The following is a 17,328-nucleotide window of genomic DNA, read 5'->3' on the forward strand; positions in this document are numbered from 1 at the left end:
TATAGAAGTAAGCGGGGATTTTTTTATAATTTGGTCTCAATATGCTTGTTATCGATTTGAACGACTTGCTCTTCTTGATGAGGTGATCCTTCACTAATCAATCCTTTAAATGATTTACCAGTTGCAACGAGTGAAGCAAACAATACAGTAAGCACGATTAACACTGTTAAGAAGCATTTATCAAATAGTGTTAAGCGATATTTATCTGCATTTGGATTAGGATAAACCTTTTTCTGTGGAGCTTTTTGATGTTCTTTATGTTCTTTTTGATATTTTTTCTTGTAATCATTTGGTTGTTTATTAAACCATTTTACAAATTCATCATATTTTTGAGCAACTTCTTTCGCCTCGCCCATTTCACGAATTTCACCGTGATGCATCCAGATGATTCTGTCACACAAACTTTTAACTTGTCCAAGTGAGTGACTGACAAAGACGATAGTTTTTCCACGTGCTTTAAATTCATTTATTTTATTAACACATTTTTCATAAAAAGTTTGGTCCCCTACTGATAAAGCTTCATCAATAACCAAAATATCAGGGTTAGTATGCACGGAAATTGCAAAACCTAGACGTGAACGCATACCACTCGAATAGTTTTTAATTGGTTGGTTAATGAAATCGCCAATATCAGCAAATTCAATAATACTAGGCATTAGTTTGTTAATTTGAGAACTTTTCATACCATGCATAAGTAATTTTAAGCGGATGTTCTCATAACCGGTCAGCGGGCCTTTTAGCCCCACCGCAATGGCAATTAATGAAGTTTCCCCGTTAATAACAACTTCGCCTTGTGTTGGCGGGATAACACCTGACATAATACTAGAAATAGTCGACTTACCGGAACCATTAATCCCGATTAAACCAACTGTTTCACCATCATGAATATCAAAAGAAACGTCTCGTAAAGCCCAAAAGGATTGCATTTTTTGACTTTTCGGCATGAACAAGCCTTTAATCTTATCTGATTTATTTTGATAGAGGTCATATTCTTTCGACACATGTTTAAATGCAACTTTAATTTTTTTATCCATCTGTCTAACCTCCTATAAATAATCCACGAAGCGTTCGCGGAATTTCATGTGTAGTGTCGCGCCGACAAATAACAATGTCAGAGTGATTAACCAGAAATACATCGTGTATGATGGAGATTCCCAAAATCCACGGTGCATTAAGAATGTTTCTCTAAATCCATTAACAACATAATAAATCGGATTTAGTTTTAAGACATTTACCAACCACTGCGGTAACATTGTCTCTAAATTCCAAACAATACCAGACATGTAAAAAAGTACACGCATAACCGATTGCAACATAATATAATAGTCTCTTACTAATACACTAATCGTTGCATTAAATAATGTAACACTATACAGAAAAGCAATCATCGCTACAAAATAATACAAATATTGTCCCCAAAAAATGGTAATAGGTGTTCCATTAATTGCAAACAATCCTAATAAAATCAGCATCATCGTAAAATAACTAGTTAGATTAGAAACAATCGTTATATTCGGTAGGATACTCATTGGAAAATTCATTTTTGAAACCATATTTATTTTATTGTAAATACTATTCGCACCTTGTAAAATTACTGCACTAATGAAGAACCAAGGTATAATACCTGCAAGCATCCATTCAATGTAACTTGCTCCAGAACCAGATTTTGCATTCATTGCGAATCCAAACACGAAATAATAAATAGCTATTTGGATTAATGGGTTTAAAATCTGCCAAGCTAGCCCGAGATAATGACTTTGATATGTAGCCTTATCTTCATAGCGCGCAATGCGAAATATCATTGGTAAATTTTTAATTTGTTCTTTAATAACTTCCATAACTTGTTTCACAAAAACACTTCTTCCCGAAAAATAATATGGTTTTAAAAACCAGATTCAGCTCACTATTTACTTATAGGCAACTCCTCCACTTAAAACCAAGTACACCTTGTTTGTATTATTTGTCGTCTAAGTTGCCGTATTCTTGCTGTTTATGCATGATCTTCTAAGTGTAAATTGCTTTCTTTATTAGGTGAATCACTTTACTAATAAGCTTTAGCAAAAAATCCACCCTATGTTAAATTACCTTAAAAGTCGTTTTTTGTAAAGCTTCATCTGTCATTATCAAAGAATTAGTTTTCAAAAACTGCTTGAATATCTGCTGCACCTTCTAATAATCTTGGACCTGGACGACTTAATTTATTCGCATCCATTTCAAAAATCTGTTCATTTTTAACAGCTGGAAGGTCTTTCCATGCAGCGCGTTTTAAAATAGTTGCTTTTGCATCTGGATAAACGGATAAAATAATATCCGGTTTTAATTCTACAACTTTTTCTTCATTGTATGGAATAAAACCAGTTTCGGTAACGATATTTGTACCACCAGCAAGTTCAAGCATTTCATTCATAAACGTTCCTTTGCCTGCTGTATATAAGTCTGGGCTAATTTCAATCCACACTTTTGGAGATGTTTTCAGCTCTTTGACTTTCTTTTCAACTGCGGCTTTTTGTTTCTCCATCGAGGCAGTTACGTCTTTTGCTTTTTGCTCTTTTCCAGTTAATTTACCAATTGTTTCAATGGAATTTTCAACTTCTTTTAAATTAGTTGCATCTGGCACGACAAACACATTAATTCCTGCATCTTTGAGTAATTGATAAGCGTCTTTTTCAGTGGCAAGCATAGACTCATGACCAAGTACTAAATCTGGTTTAAGTGCGATAATTTTTTCAGTGTCTACAGTAGTTGAAGTGACTTTTTCGATTTTTTGAGCTTCTTTAGGATAGTCATCGTAAGCCGAAACACCTTTTACTTTATCTCCCAAATCGAGCGCAAATAAAATTTCAGTGTTACTCGGTATTAATGAAACAATTTTTGTTGGTGCTTCTTTTAAAGTGATTTTTTGCTCTGTTGCATCTTTCACTTCAATTTTCTTTGTTTTTTCTGTTGGCGCTTTTGTTTCAGTATTCCCGCATGCAGTTAAAATCACAAGTAATAATGCTACGGCAATTCCTTTAAACCATTTCATATGTAAGTTCTCCTTTTTCAGAAAAAACGGGTGCGAAATATAGCGCTATTGATTCGAAAAAACGTCTGTTTACTACGTTTAAAATATCGATATTTAAAGTTTGCTACTTTAAATTAGCGTTATATTCCCACCCGTTAATCGTTTATGTTTTTTTATTTTCTGTTTACTTCAATTAATAGATCACCAGATTCGATAGTGTCGCCGTCAGAAACATAAATGCTACTAACTTCTCCATCGAATGGCGCTTGAATGGTTGTTTCCATTTTCATTGCTTCTGTGATTAATAATGGATCACCTTTTTTCACAGAGTCGCCTTTTTTCACAACAACTTGAATAACGGAACCTGTCATTGTAGCTCCAACATGTTCTGGGTTTGTTGTATCAATTTTACGGCGGGCAATAACTGTTGATTGAACATTCATATCTTGGATGTTGATTTCACGTGGTTGACCATTTAGTTCGAAATAAATGACACGTGTTCCATCCGCAATTGGTTCACCTATCGAATTAAGCTTGATTAGGAGAATTTTTCCTTTTTCAAGTTCTACTTCAATCGTTTCACCTAAGCGCATACCTTTGTAAAATGTTGGTGTATCAAGGACTGTTACATCACCATATTTACTAATCATCTCTTGATAATCTAGGAATACTTTTGGATATAAGATATAGGAAATGACATCTTTTTCAGATGGTTCATAGCCCATTTTCTCTTTTAGTTCAGCTTTGACATCTGCAAAGTTAACTGGCTCCATTAGAGCTCCTGGACGATCTGCAAGTGGTGTGCGTCCTTTGAGTACTAGTTTTTGAAGTTTTTCTGGGAAACCGCCATATGGTTGGCCAATTTCGCCCATAAAGAATTCGATAACGGAATCTGGGAAGTCGATAGTATCGCCTTTTTCATAGACATCTTCTTCTGTAAGTTCGTTTTGAACCATAAATAGTGCCAAGTCCCCAACAACTTTAGAAGATGGTGTAACTTTAACGATGTCTCCAAACATTTGGTTTACAACAGTGTACATTTCTTTTACTTCATCCCAACGATCGCCAAGTCCAACAGCAATTGCTTGTTGTTGAAGGTTGGTATATTGACCACCTGGCATTTCATGGATATATACTTCTGTTTGAGGCGAGTTAAGTGCGTTGTCAAAGTCTTTATAATAATGACGAACATCTTCCCAGTAATGATTAATAATTTGGGAGTTTTGTGCGTCTAGGTTGGTTTGACGATTACCATTAACTAATCCGTAATAAAGACCAGTCATACTTGGTTGGCTTGTCGCTCCACTCATCGCACTTGATGCTACGTCAACAATGTCAACTCCTGCACTAACTGCCGCTGCATACGTATAAATACCATTACCGCTTGTGTCATGTGTATGAAGGTGAATCGGAACATCTACTGTATCTTTTAATTCCCCAATTAAACGGTAAGCCGCTTGTGGTTTTAAAAGTCCAGCCATATCTTTAATTCCTAAAATATGCGTACCTTGAGCAACGAGCTCTTTCGCCATATCTTTATAGTAGTCAATCGTGTATTTCGTTCTTGTGTCATCATCAATGTCTCCTGTATAGCAGATAGTAGCCTCTACGACCTTCCCTGCTTCACGAACAGCATCAATTGACACTTCCATACCTTTGATCCAGTTTAAGCTATCAAACACCCGGAATACATCGACACCGGATTGCGCTGATTGCTTAACGAATTCGCGAATAACATTGTCTGGATAGTTTTTGTATCCGACAGCATTGGCTCCGCGAAGTAGCATTTGGAACATTACATTTGGAATTTGTTTTCTAAGTGTTTCTAGGCGCACCCAAGGATCTTCATTTAGGAAGCGATAAGCTACATCAAAAGTTGCCCCGCCCCACATTTCAAATGAGAACATATTTGGTAATAAATGAGCCATCGCATCTGCTATTTGGAAAATGTCTTTCGAGCGAACACGTGTCGCAAGTAAAGATTGGTGCGCATCCCGAAGTGTAGTGTCTGTTAAGAGCACTTCTTCTTGTTTTTTCACCCAGTCTACAACGCCTTCTGGTCCTTTTGCATCCAAAATTTGTTTAGTTCCCGGTGCGATTTGCGAACCATAAGGAATTTTAGGCAAACGTGGCTCTGCGTATACAGGTTTGTCACGGTGCTTAATTCCTGGGAAGCCATTTACTGTTACATTACCAATATAGCGCAACGTTTTCGTACCACGGTCGCGAATATGTGGGAATTTAAATAGTTCAGGCGTAGTATCGATAAAGCTTGTATTATAATTACCACTTGCAAAATCCGGATGACGAACAACATTTAATAAGAAAGGAATGTTTGTTTTCACACCGCGGATACGGAATTCAATTAAGTTACGACGCATTTTGCGCGTTGCTTGCTCAAATGTCATACCCCAAGTACATAATTTTACAAGTAAAGAATCATAAAACGGTGTTACTACTGTTCCTTGGAAACCATTACCTGCATCTAAACGAACACCAAATCCACCTGTAGAACGGTATGTGTCTACTCGACCAGTATCTGGCATAAAGTTATTAAGTGGATCTTCAGTAGTAATACGGCTTTGAATTGCAGAGCCGTGAATATGGATGTCTTCTTGTTTAGGAATAGCCACTAGCTGATCGTGAAGCGCATAACCATCTGCAATGAATAGTTGAGATTGAACAATATCAATCCCTGTAATCATTTCAGTAATTGTATGCTCTACTTGCACACGAGGATTTACTTCAATAAAGTAAAAATTATCGCCTTCAACTAAAAATTCTACTGTTCCCGCATTGATATAATCAACGTTTTTCATTAATTTAACTGCTGCATCACAAATACGGTTACGAAGTTCAGAAGTAATCGCATTACACGGAGCAACTTCCACTACTTTTTGGTGACGGCGTTGAATAGAACAATCACGCTCAAATAAATGAACGATATTACCGTGAGTGTCACCAAGAATTTGTACTTCAATATGTTTTGGATTCATAACACATTTTTCTACGTATACTTCATCGTTTCCGAAAGCGGCTTTTGCTTCAGAAGACGCACGTTCAAAACTTTCTTTCACATGTTCTTTTGATTCTACGACACGCATACCACGACCGCCGCCTCCAAGGGAAGCTTTAATCATTAAAGGATAGCCGTTCTTTTCACCGAATTCTTCTACTTCTTTAATACCAGCTACCGGACCATCACTGCCTGGAATTACTGGAATATCAGCTAATAAAGCTTGTTCTTTTGCTTTAATTTTGTCGCCAAACATATCTAGGTGTTTTGATTTAGGACCAACGAAAATAATGCCTTCTTGCTCACAACGACGAGCAAATTCAATGTTTTCGGACAAGAAACCATATCCCGGATGAATCGCGTCTGCACCAGATTCTTTAGCAATTTCAATGATGTTTTCGATATCTAGATACGCATCAATAGGCTTTTTCCCTGCTCCAACCAGATAGGCTTCATCTGATTTATACCGGTGAAAACTTCCAGTATCTTCTTGTGAATAAATAGCCACTGTTTTGATTTTGAGTTCAGTACATGCACGCATAACGCGGATAGCAATTTCTCCACGGTTTGCTACTAATACTTTTTTAATTCGATTCATTTTTTTCCTCCTAACCAACACTGATCTGTTCTATACTTGATACGATGCCTAAATGGACGAAATGATTATGTATACTTTTAAGCTCTCCCTTTTTTAGGCTGTAAAACGGTATATAACTTCAATTATAGTATTAAATGCCATCAGATGTAAATTATTTTCTTTCTAAATATTTAAAACAATATCGAAAACACGAATAAACTGGCTATAAACCGCCAATAACATGCGGTAAAACGAAAAAAGAAAAAGCCAATTAAATGACTTTTTCTTTTGAAATCTATCGTCTTTTTTGCTTTTTGGGAACTTCTTTTTTAGAACCATCTGCACTATACAAACGGTGATATTTATTAAACATCGAAATATTTGCTACAATTCCAAGCATCATGGAAAGAACCATTAATGAAGAACCACCGTAACTGATAAATGGAAGTGTTACCCCAGTTAGCGGGATAAGTCCACTTGCACCGCCTAAATTAATAAATGCTTGAATAGCAATCAAACTTGCAATCCCGTAGCACATTAATGAAGCAAAAGGATCTTTCGCCCTGAGTCCGGTAGAAATCGTTTTAAAAATAATGAAAAACAGCGCTAAAATAATGAACATTACGCCAAACACACCTAATTCTTCTGCAACTACAGCAATAATAAAATCGGTATGCGCTTCAGGTAAATAGCCTAGCTTCTGAACACTTTCGCCGAGACCTTGCCCAGAAACACCACCTGAACCTATTGCATAAAAGGAATTAATTAGTTGATGTCCTTCTTTATCTGCGTATTCAAACGGATTCATAAAGGTCGTAATCCGCGCTACTTTTGTTGGTGATACGATTTCCATTCTGACTTTATCTGGTAAAGCGAACAAAATTAGTGTAAGGGCGACAATGACCCCGACTCCAATTCCAATTAGTTTCATAATTGTTCGAAGTCTCATCCCAGAAGCAATAATAATACAACAGCCAACAAGGAAAATAATAAACGCAGTACCTGTATCCGGTTGAATCGCAATCAAGAAACAAACAAAAGCAAGGAAGAATATTGGTGGCAAAACACCGCGGTTAAAGTCATCAATATAACTTTGCTTTTTCGCATAAATTGCAGACATATAAATAATGACAGCTAATTTTGCAAATTCCCCGGGTTGAAGTGAACGCGGTCCGACTACTAGCCAACTATTCGCATTATTCACCGTCTTCCCAACTAAGAAAATCAGTAACAAAACACCGATTGAGCCAAATACAATTAACATAAGAACTTTATTGTTTTGATAAAACTTAAAAGGGATAAGCGCAAAAAGAACAAAGAAAATAAAACTAATTATAAAGTTTTTTACTTGGCGTGCATAATAGTAGTCAGCAGGTAAATCTTTACCAATAGCTAGAGACCAGCTTGCACTATAAATCATTATAATTCCAAATAAACAAAGCACTATAAAAACAGCAATAAATGCATAATCATATGATTTTAAAATTCGTTTTAACATTGGCATCTTCCAATCCCTGAGAAGTTACTATCCCATCTTGTATTCTATTCTTTCTATTATAAAGGAAAAAGCCTTCAAATGAAAAGAAGAATTGCCTCCTTCTTTTGGCTCATTTTTCCTGCCAAACAAAAAAAGATGTCAGAAAGAATCAGACATCTTTTCAATTAAATCATTATTTTTTGCTCATGGAAAGTTCATGTAGCGCGGATAATTCTTTCTCTAGTGTGGAAATTAATTTTTTTCCTTCTTCCGGTTCAATTAGTCCTAGGCGGGTTGCAAAATTAATTTCACGGGATAAGCCATACATCTGTGTATCAAGAACTTCTTCATATGCTGGACATTGCGGTAATGTTAAATTATCCATTTGAACTTTAATCAACTGTAAGATTCGTTTTGCGTCTTGTTTTAAAAGCTCAATTGCCTCTTCTCTGTGATCTATCTTTTTATTTGCCATCACAGAACCCCCTATCATCCGCTATAATAAGCGCTTTATTTTCATCTTAAGAGAACCCTTAAGTAAAATTTAATACTAGATAAGTCTAGTATATCACAAATTAAAAGCCACGCAAGCAAGAATAGACTAAAATTTTTTGAAAAATCCGCTTTTACTCGCCTTTTTCTATAATCGTGCTATAATACTTGTGTGAGGTGAAGATAAATTGAATGCAAAATGTATCTTATGCGAGCGTGTAGACGAACTAGACAATCGTGAATTTAAAACAAAGCAATTACGTAATAAACCAATTAGAATGTATTTATGTCCTGAATGTGAACATCGTGTAGCTATTAAAACTATCAGTCGCGTGAATTCTGGTCATTTTAATTTCCATAAACCAGTTGTAATGTCGAATAGTGAGTTAAAGAATTTAATAGAAAGTACAGAGAAATAAAAACTACTAACTTAATAAGTATCTTTAAAATAAAATACACCTTCCATTTAGAAGGTGTATTTTTTCTGTTTTATAAATCAGACATTATCTATTTGCTAATAGGAAAGTTTACAGTAATATTCCCCTTGGTTGTTCCTTTAACAGCTGGTGAATTAAAATCATTCGGATTGTTGGCAGTTATTGTTGTACCCTGCTTTAATTTTGCGTAATCTTCATTATTTAACATATAAGTGACATAACCTTCTTGTTTCGTCATTCCCGGGAATACCACGCTAGTATGGTTTAATTGTTTATCAACTGGTATAAAATTCTCTAGGCTCCCACCTTTTGAAATGCCTTTTCCATTTAATGAGATATGATCCGCTTTATAACTGATGGTGGTGTTAGTTGTATTTTGTATAATAACATCTAGTGTAACCACATATCCATCACGTCTACCTAAATAAGATTCTGGTGAATAGGCGTCAATTTGTTTATCAGAGCCAACAACACTTTCCACTTTGTACTTGCTAATAGTTATATTAAGTGGTCCGAAGAAAAACATTTTTGGACTTGTACTATTATAAACTGTCGTAACATTACCTCCCGTAATTGGAAGTGTAGTCGATTGATTAAATGTAGTTAGCGAAATAGAGCTAGCTGCTGGTACTGCCTTTTTTTCTGTATTAGTTTCTGCTTTTTGTGTTGTTTCTTCCTTATTAGGTTGTTCATTCTTTATAGATGCTTCATTCTTTTCAGGTGTATCTTCTGTTTTTTCTTGTGCTTTTTCAGTACTTTTATCTGTGTTTTCTTTGCTGTTAGGTTTTTTTGCATTATTTTTTTCTACTTCTGTATTTTTGGAAGTTTCTTTTTGCTCTTTTTTATCAGCGTTATCTTCATTCCCGCCTCCACAAGCCGTCAATAAACTTATTCCCAAAATAAGAAGAACAAGACTTAACTTTTTCACCTGAATCACTCCTAACAACTCTTTATTTTATTCCTACTACCATTATCTATTACTTTTGGCGGTCTTGTCTAGGAAAAACGACTTAATTTTATATCGTTTTGTTTACAGTTTACTACATAGACTATACTTTTGTAATAAAATCAGATATTCTTTAATGTATAATTAAATTTTAGAAGGGATTTTTGTATTGAATATTAAAAGAAAAAGTATCGTTATTATTTTAGGTTTGACACTCCTAACAACTTTCTCATTACCATCATATGCATCGGCTGAAGATTCTACTACCAACTCTCCTATAGATGCTGAAACAATTCTAAATGATGATACAAATGAATCCATTTACACTCCAAAGGAACAGAGTGAAGCAGACAAAGAAGAGGCAAAAGCAAAACCAACTGAAGAAGTGAATTCAGGCGTACAAGCTAAAACAAACGCTCGCCTTTTTTCTAGCTTGCAAGGCCTTTCTTCCGCTAATCAATACATTATTAATCAAAAATATACCAATCCGGTTATTGAGCAGCAGATAAAGAACTTTGATAGATTTGTTTATAAAGATGGTTATGGCAAGCCAAGAGGTTTTGTAGTCCACGAAACAGCAAACGATAATTCGACAATTACAGGTGAAATTAATTATATGACAAATAATTGGCGCAACGCATTTGTTCATACATTTGTCGACAGTAGTCGCATTATCCAAATCCATCCAACCGAATATGCGGTTTGGGGAGCTGGTTCAAAGGCCAATCCTTATTTTATTCAATCTGAATTAGTTCGCGAAAAAACAAAAGAAAAATTTTATAAATCAATAAACAACGATGCATACTATGTTGCTTATAATTTAAAACAATACGGTTTAAAACCAGTAAATGCCCATAATACAGGTGTTGGTACTGTGTGGTCCCATGATGCTGTAACTCGCTTTTTAGGCGGAACAACGCATGGTGATCCCGTTTCTTATTTTGCTAAATGGGGATATACCTTTAACGAATTTTTCGATTTAGTTAATTACAAATATAATGAACTAACTGTTCCAGCTTTAAAAACGTATTATGCTAATTCTGCTATTAGTCTTAGAACTACTGCAGACTGGTCAAGCAGTATATTAATAAACATTCCTGAAGGCGAAAAAGTAACTATCGATGAAAATTCAGTGACACAAGATGGATTTTATAAAGTTAATTATGGTGGCAAAACTGGTTGGATGAAAATCGGATATTTCTCAAAAAATCCTGTACTCCAAACTTATTATTCCGCTTCTGAGATAAACTTAAGAAGTTCACCGTCCTGGAATAGTTCAATTAAAGGAACACTTCCAACTAACGCAAAAGTTGTAATTAATAATTCTACAAACACTGATGGTTTTTATAAAGTTAATTATAATGGAATGGTTGGCTGGATGAAATTATCTTATTTTGCAACTAAACCAACATTAGAAGACGTTTATGCAATGTCAGATATCAATTTAAGAAAAGAAGCTAGTTGGGATAGCGCCATCGCTTTCACGATTAAAGAAGGCGATAAAGGTGTTCTAAATAATACAACTGGTAAAAACGGCTTTTATCAAGTTACAGTAAATGGAAAAGTTGGCTGGATGAAGAAAGAGTATTTCGCTAATAAACCTGTCCTAGAAACGCTTTATGCTTCTTCTGAACTTAATTTGCGTTCAAAACCAGATTGGGACAGTTCCGTTTCTGCAACACTTCCTGTAAATACTCAAGTTAAACTTAATAACACAACGTTAACTAATGGATTCTACCAAGTCACTGCAAATGGAAAAGTTGGTTGGATGAAACGAAACTACTTCTCCACTACTTCTGTTTTAGAAACACTTTATGCAGAAGATGCTGTAAACTTACGTCAAAGCCCTACTTGGGATAGCCCAGTTGTTGTGAATATACCTAAAGGAGCAAGAGTCTCCCTGAATAACACAACACTTACAAATGATTTCTATCAAATTACGTATAATGGTAAAACTGGTTGGATGAAACGTGGGTATTTCGTAAAATAAACATTAACTAAAAAAGAAGCTATAACCAATAAATGGTTATAGCTTCTTTTTATTAAATTTATTCATAAAAAAACTGGTTGATAACGTTAAATTATCAACCAGCCAGTATATATTATTCAGCAGTTTTTGAACGTTTTGCTGCTTTTTCACGTTCGTTTTTGTTTAGAATTTTTTTACGTAAACGGATGGATTCTGGTGTAACTTCACAGTATTCATCTTCGTTTAGGAATTCTAATGATTCTTCTAATGATAAGTGACGAGGTTTTTTGATAACGTTGGTTTGGTCTTTGTTAGCAGAACGAATGTTAGTCATTTGTTTTGCTTTTACAATGTTTACAGCGATATCGCCTTCACGGTTGTTTTCTCCAACGATCATACCTTCGTAAATATCAGTTCCAGGTTCTACAAAAATAGTACCACGATCTTCTACTTGCATTGTTCCGTAAGTAGTAGATTTACCTGTTTCCATGGATACAAGAACACCACGGCTACGTCCACCAACGCGACCTTTTTGGATTGGTTGGTAGCTATCGAATGTATGGTTGATAATACCATAACCACGTGTCATTGAAAGGAAATCAGTTGTATAACCAATTAATCCACGAGCTGGAACCATGAATTGTAAACGAACTTGGCCGTTGCCGTCGTTAATCATGTTTTTCATTTCGCCTTTACGTTGGCTGATAGATTCAATAACTGAACCCATGAATTCTTCTGGAGTATCAATTTGAACGTCTTCTACTGGTTCACATTTCACGCCATCGATTTCACGGATGATTACTTCTGGTTTAGAAACTTGTAACTCATAACCTTCACGACGCATCGTTTCAATTAAGATAGACAAGTGAAGCTCACCACGACCAGATACTACCCATGCGTCTGGAGAAGCTGTTGGTTCAACGCGTAAAGATACATCCGTTTGAAGTTCTGCAAGTAAGCGTTCTTCAATTTTACGGCTTGTTACGTGTTTACCTTCACGGCCTGCGAAAGGACTGTTATTTGTTACAAAAGTCATTTGCAAGGTTGGCTCATCAATACGTAAAAGTGGAAGTGCTTCTTGGTGGTCAAATGGTGTTACTGTTTCACCAACGAAGATGTCTTCCATTCCTGCAAGTGCTACTAAGTCACCCGCTTTTGCTTCTTTAATTTCGTCACGTTTTAGTCCGAAGAAACCGAACATTTTCGTTACACGGAATTGTTTTACTGTGCCGTCTAGTTTAATTAAGGCAACTGTTTGTCCTACGTGCATTGTTCCACGGAAAACGCGGCCAATACCAATACGACCAACATAGTCATTATAATCAAGTAATGAAACTTGGAATTGTAATGGCTCGTCGCTGTTATCAACTGGAGCTGGAATATGTTCAATAATAGTGTCTAAAAGTGGTTTCATTGTTTCTTTTTGTTCTGCTGGGTCGGATTCAAAGCTTGAAGTTCCGTTGATTGCAGAAGCATAAACAACTGGGAATTCTAATTGATCGTCGTTCGCACCTAGTTCGATGAATAATTCTAGTACTTCATCAACAACTTCTTCTGGGCGAGCAAAGTCACGGTCAATTTTGTTTACTACTACGATTGGAGTTAGGTTTTGTTCTAGTGCTTTTTTTAGTACAAAACGTGTTTGAGGCATAGTACCTTCATACGCGTCCACTACTAAAAGAACACCATCAACCATTTTCATGATACGTTCTACTTCTCCACCGAAATCGGCGTGTCCAGGTGTATCCATGATGTTTACGCGTGTATCTTCATACTTAATTGCTGTATTTTTCGCTAAAATTGTAATACCGCGTTCTCTTTCTAAATCATTGTTGTCCATTGCACGTTCTGCAACTGTTTCATTGTCGCGGAAAGTACCTGATTGGCGTAGTAATTGGTCTACTAGTGTAGTTTTACCATGGTCAACGTGGGCAATAATTGCTACATTACGAATATCGTTTCTTAAATTCAATCTTGTTTCCTCCTAAATTAAAAATCCAAACATTTATCGTGAAGATTAGCCAAAAGAAAGAGGAAAATAGATTTATTTTCCTCCGTCGCTATCGTCTCGTTTAAATCAACTTACCTATTATAGCATAGCTAAGCGGATTTAGCACTATTTTTATTTTCTGAAAATGAGTTTTTTTATGTTGAGCGCTTTCTTTAAGGCAGGTAGTTGTCTAATAGGGTTTGATGAATTTTTGGTGTTGCAACGATGGAACTTCCTTTTTCCAGCATATTGATTTTTGAGCCGTCAATTCGGGTGACAATTCCCCCTAATTCTTCCACGATAATTTTTCCAGCAGCAATATCCCACGGAGCTAAATTAGCCGAAAGATATGCCCCTGCTCGCCCGGTTGCAACGTCCATATATTCAAGTGAAGCTGCTCCGTGAAGTCGTAGCCCTCTTGAGACTTTTACGGCTTCCCACATAGTTGGAAATTTTCTTGTCACACTTAGGTTGGCAATTAGTAGTGCATCTTGCAAATCCATATCTTTATCGATTTTAGGAATTTGTTTGCCATTTACTGTTGCGCCTTTTCCTTTTTCCGCGAAGTATAGTTCATCACGAGTAACATCATAAATATAAGCCAAGTGCCCTACTCCATCTTGATAAATTGCAAGTGAAATGGCAAAATCTCGTTGTTGCTCCACAAAATTAAGTGTGCCGTCGATTGGATCAAGAATCCAAACAATTCCATTTAAATCGGTCACATCATCTGACATACCTTCTTCTCCAAATAAGCGATGGTTTGGAAAATGGTCTTTGATTTGTTTGACAAAAAAAGCTTCTGTTTCTTTATCCATGTTTGTCACTAAATCATTTCGGCCAGACTTTATATCAATGTCTAATGTTTCTTTAAAAGATTGTTTGATTTTTGCTGCTGCTTCCATAATCCATAACCTTGCTAAATAATCTATTTTTTCGCTGTCCATGCTAACACCTCTTTTAGACTCGTTTTGTTTATTTTATCACAAAAATGAATTATCTGAATAGAACAAGATTCTTTCACTTAGAACTTAACTTCCGTATAATGAAACTATATGCAAAATTAGGAGGAAAACAGATGACTTTTAAAGGATTTAGTAAGAAAGATTTTAAAACAATGCAAATTTCTGGTCTAGACGCACGTATGGCTGGAATTCAAAATGATATTCAGCCGAAATTTAAAGCAGTTGGGGAAGAATTAACTACTTATTTAAGTGCCAAACTTGGCGATGAAATGTTTTTACATATTGCTCGTCACCAAAGACGTTCGGTTAACCCACCTGAAAGCACATGGCTTGCGATTTGCCACGATAAACGCGGTTATAAAAAGCACCCTCATTTTCAAGTAGGACTTTTTGATAATTATTTGTTCATCTGGCTCGCTTTTATTTATGAAAATGAAGAAAGCTCAAAAATCGCCAATCGCTTTTTGAAAGAAAAGAAACTACTTGCTGATTTACCTGATACATTTGCGATTTCGCCAGACCATACGGAAGAGAAAACATACCCGGTGCACGGCGGTCAACTTGACGCAACGCTTAAACGTTTCCGTGATGTAAAAAAAGGTGAATTTTTGGTTGGAAAAATTTATCTACCTGACGATAACCATTTATCCCCTGGAAAAGACTTCATCAAAGAGGCTGAAATGGTACTTGATGAGCTTATTCCGCTTTATAAGGCTGCTCTTCAATAAAAGATGTACAAATGACTATAATCTAGGTATAATGGTAGAGTTGTGAATTACTATGGTTTGAAGGAGTTGAGGAACGTGAAAAAGGAGCAGCAAACAGCAAGTGACCCTGGTCCACATCGAAGTATTCATACAGGTGATTTTTCACGGGAACGATACTCTAACCGCGTGAAATTTACCTGTTAAAAAAGGAGGTAAAAAGCATGCATCAAATTTTCAAATCAGATGAAAACGGCAAATTAATTGAATTAGAAGAAGTGACACGCAACTGTTGGATTAATATCGTTGCCCCTACTTCAGAAGAAATTAATAAAATTGCCGATAACTATGAAATCCCTTTGGAGTTCTTAGAAGATCCACTAGATAAAGATGAAAGTGCTCGTATTGAACGCGATGATGATTCAGATTCCGTTTTAATCGTCTGTGACTTTCCAGTAGTTGATGAAGATGATATTCATTACGCTTCATTTGAAACGATTCCGATGGGGATTATTATTACAAAGGATTATTTTATTACAATTTGTACGATTGATTCTTCTATTGTACAATCATTTATTAGAAACCGTATTAAGGGCTTTTATACGCACATGAAAACACGATTTGCCTTACAAATTCTATATATGATTTCAACTACGTTCCTGCGTCACTTAAAACGCTTGAACCGCCAAACAGATGAAATCGAAAAAGAACTACATGAATCTATGAAAAATAAACAGCTTTATGATTTAATGGGAATTGAAAAAAGTTTAGTTTACTTTGTAACAGCCCTTAAATCGAATAAAGTCGTACTCGATAAAATGATGCGTCAAAATATCGTTAAAATGTACGAGGAAGATCAAGACTTACTAGAAGATGTTATTATTGAAAATCGTCAGGGAATCGAAATGGCGGAAGTTCACTCGAATATTTTAAGTGGGATGATGGATGCTTATGCTTCAATTATCTCCAACAATATGAATATCGTGATGAAATTCCTCACTTCTTTTACTATCATTTTGACGATTCCGACGATGGTTTTTAGTTTTTATGGAATGAACGTGAAATTACCGTTTATGGAAACACCTTTAGCTTGGATATTAACGCTTGGTTTTGCTTTTGGGATTGCCGGAGCGCTTGCGATTGTATTCTGGCGGAGGAAATTCTTTTAAAATAAAAAACGAATGTATTGCCTATCAATTTAGGCAATACATTCGTTTTTTTACTTAGCTAATTCGCCGTCAAGTAAGTCGCGTAACTCTTCAGGGCTAATGTGTTCATCAAAAATATGTTCACCAACAATTACAGTCGGTACAAAAACAACATTTGCCGCGTTTGCTTCAGCGATTATTTTTTCAGATGCAGCTTTGTTGTCTTGCTCTGTTAGGCCTAGTGTAGACTCCATATAATCAGCTACTTCTGAAAGACTTAGGCTACCCCATTCATCTTGGGTGCTATAGATTTTATTGATGGTTTCACGCGTTTCTTCTGGTTTAGAATAATCTAAGTAACGATGCGCTACATTTCCGCGTTGTAAAGATTCTTTTTCTTTATCAAATGGTTTAATGATTAATTCGATTTTTCCTGCTTGAATATATTCAGTTAAGACGTCTTTAGATTTTTCATTCCACTCACGACAAAATGGGCAACGTAGGTTAATGAATGTCATTACTTTAACTGGGGCTCCCTTTTCCCCTACGTGTATTCCTGTTTCTGGTGTTACTACTTCTGCTTTAATTTGACTAATATCCATG

General features: G+C 35.7%; 14 protein-coding genes. 4 read left to right on the plus strand and 10 right to left on the minus strand.

What is annotated here, in order from left to right:
* Positions 1-23: 23 nt before the first annotated feature.
* From tagH to AC4PG0_RS03090, 6 genes are all read right to left on the minus strand, one after another.
* Positions 24-1,034, minus strand: coding sequence for a teichoic acids export ABC transporter ATP-binding subunit TagH (gene tagH / locus AC4PG0_RS03065; RefSeq protein WP_003771319.1), 1,011 nt, complete (start codon positions 1,032-1,034; stop codon positions 24-26).
* Between the two features lie 12 nt (positions 1,035-1,046).
* Positions 1,047-1,850 (minus strand): ABC transporter permease, encoded by an 804-nt coding sequence (locus tag AC4PG0_RS03070; RefSeq protein ID WP_003766380.1) that lies wholly within the window; start codon positions 1,848-1,850, stop codon positions 1,047-1,049.
* 281 nt (positions 1,851-2,131) lie between these two features.
* A complete protein-coding gene (locus tag AC4PG0_RS03075; RefSeq protein ID WP_010990734.1) occupies positions 2,132-3,025 on the minus strand; it encodes an ABC transporter substrate-binding protein in 894 nt (297 codons plus the stop codon).
* A 152-nt stretch (positions 3,026-3,177) separates the two neighbouring features.
* Positions 3,178-6,618, minus strand: coding sequence for a pyruvate carboxylase (locus AC4PG0_RS03080; protein WP_003761630.1), 3,441 nt, complete (start codon positions 6,616-6,618; stop codon positions 3,178-3,180).
* A 274-nt stretch (positions 6,619-6,892) separates the two neighbouring features.
* Entirely contained in the window at positions 6,893-8,095 is a 1,203-nt protein-coding gene (locus AC4PG0_RS03085; protein ID WP_280376734.1) for an FtsW/RodA/SpoVE family cell cycle protein, read from the minus strand.
* Positions 8,096-8,267: 172 nt separating this feature from the next.
* Complete coding sequence (locus AC4PG0_RS03090) at positions 8,268-8,549, minus strand: Fpa/YlaN family protein (protein ID WP_003761623.1); 282 nt, start codon at positions 8,547-8,549, stop codon at positions 8,268-8,270.
* A 205-nt stretch (positions 8,550-8,754) separates the two neighbouring features.
* On the opposite strand from AC4PG0_RS03090, the gene AC4PG0_RS03095 reads away from it, so the two are divergent.
* A complete protein-coding gene (locus tag AC4PG0_RS03095) occupies positions 8,755-8,985 on the plus strand; it encodes a YlaI family protein (protein WP_003761622.1) in 231 nt (76 codons plus the stop codon).
* Between the two features lie 88 nt (positions 8,986-9,073).
* On the opposite strand, the gene AC4PG0_RS03100 is transcribed toward AC4PG0_RS03095, so the two are convergent.
* Entirely contained in the window at positions 9,074-9,931 is an 858-nt protein-coding gene (locus AC4PG0_RS03100) for a DUF5068 domain-containing protein (RefSeq protein WP_492167446.1), read from the minus strand.
* A 187-nt stretch (positions 9,932-10,118) separates the two neighbouring features.
* On the opposite strand from AC4PG0_RS03100, the gene AC4PG0_RS03105 reads away from it, so the two are divergent.
* The gene (locus tag AC4PG0_RS03105) at positions 10,119-11,939 is read left to right on the plus strand and encodes an N-acetylmuramoyl-L-alanine amidase (protein WP_492167445.1); all 1,821 of its coding nucleotides are present in this window, start codon (positions 10,119-10,121) and stop codon (positions 11,937-11,939) included.
* Positions 11,940-12,051: 112 nt separating this feature from the next.
* Here the strand turns inward: AC4PG0_RS03105 and typA are convergent, their stop codons facing one another.
* On the minus strand, positions 12,052-13,890 hold the full coding sequence (gene typA, locus AC4PG0_RS03110; protein WP_003771308.1) for a translational GTPase TypA: 1,839 nt from the start codon (positions 13,888-13,890) through the stop codon (positions 12,052-12,054).
* A gap of 191 nt (positions 13,891-14,081) precedes the next feature.
* A complete protein-coding gene (locus tag AC4PG0_RS03115) occupies positions 14,082-14,855 on the minus strand; it encodes an inositol monophosphatase family protein (RefSeq protein ID WP_003771306.1) in 774 nt (257 codons plus the stop codon).
* 131 nt (positions 14,856-14,986) lie between these two features.
* On the opposite strand from AC4PG0_RS03115, the gene AC4PG0_RS03120 reads away from it, so the two are divergent.
* The gene (locus tag AC4PG0_RS03120) at positions 14,987-15,601 is read left to right on the plus strand and encodes a YktB family protein (RefSeq protein WP_492167444.1); all 615 of its coding nucleotides are present in this window, start codon (positions 14,987-14,989) and stop codon (positions 15,599-15,601) included.
* Between the two features lie 200 nt (positions 15,602-15,801).
* Positions 15,802-16,746: a magnesium transporter CorA family protein gene (locus AC4PG0_RS03125; protein ID WP_003736222.1), complete on the plus strand. Its 945-nt coding sequence runs from the start codon at positions 15,802-15,804 to the stop codon at positions 16,744-16,746.
* Positions 16,747-16,796: 50 nt separating this feature from the next.
* On the opposite strand, the gene AC4PG0_RS03130 is transcribed toward AC4PG0_RS03125, so the two are convergent.
* Positions 16,797-17,327 carry a DsbA family protein gene (locus AC4PG0_RS03130; RefSeq protein ID WP_003761610.1) on the minus strand — a complete coding sequence of 177 codons (531 nt, stop codon included), beginning with the start codon at positions 17,325-17,327 and terminating at the stop codon, positions 16,797-16,799.
* Position 17,328 lies beyond the last annotated feature (1 nt).

The organism is Listeria sp. MAN/IMW/UF464, assembly GCF_058683955.1.

Bases quoted from the DNA above. Each gene is read 5' to 3' on its own strand.
- AC4PG0_RS03115 (WP_003771306.1), bottom strand. From the start codon at position 14,855: ATGGACAGCGAAAAAATAGATTATTTAGCAAGGTTATGGATTATGGAA.
- AC4PG0_RS03125 (WP_003736222.1), top strand. From the start codon at position 15,802: ATGCATCAAATTTTCAAATCAGATGAAAACGGCAAATTAATTGAATTA.
- AC4PG0_RS03120 (WP_492167444.1), top strand. From the start codon at position 14,987: ATGACTTTTAAAGGATTTAGTAAGAAAGATTTTAAAACAATGCAAATT.
- tagH (WP_003771319.1), bottom strand. From the start codon at position 1,034: ATGGATAAAAAAATTAAAGTTGCATTTAAACATGTGTCGAAAGAATAT.
- AC4PG0_RS03075 (WP_010990734.1), bottom strand. From the start codon at position 3,025: ATGAAATGGTTTAAAGGAATTGCCGTAGCATTATTACTTGTGATTTTA.
- AC4PG0_RS03085 (WP_280376734.1), bottom strand. From the start codon at position 8,095: ATGTTAAAACGAATTTTAAAATCATATGATTATGCATTTATTGCTGTT.
- AC4PG0_RS03080 (WP_003761630.1), bottom strand. From the start codon at position 6,618: ATGAATCGAATTAAAAAAGTATTAGTAGCAAACCGTGGAGAAATTGCT.
- AC4PG0_RS03130 (WP_003761610.1), bottom strand. From the start codon at position 17,327: ATGGATATTAGTCAAATTAAAGCAGAAGTAGTAACACCAGAAACAGGA.
- AC4PG0_RS03090 (WP_003761623.1), bottom strand. From the start codon at position 8,549: ATGGCAAATAAAAAGATAGATCACAGAGAAGAGGCAATTGAGCTTTTA.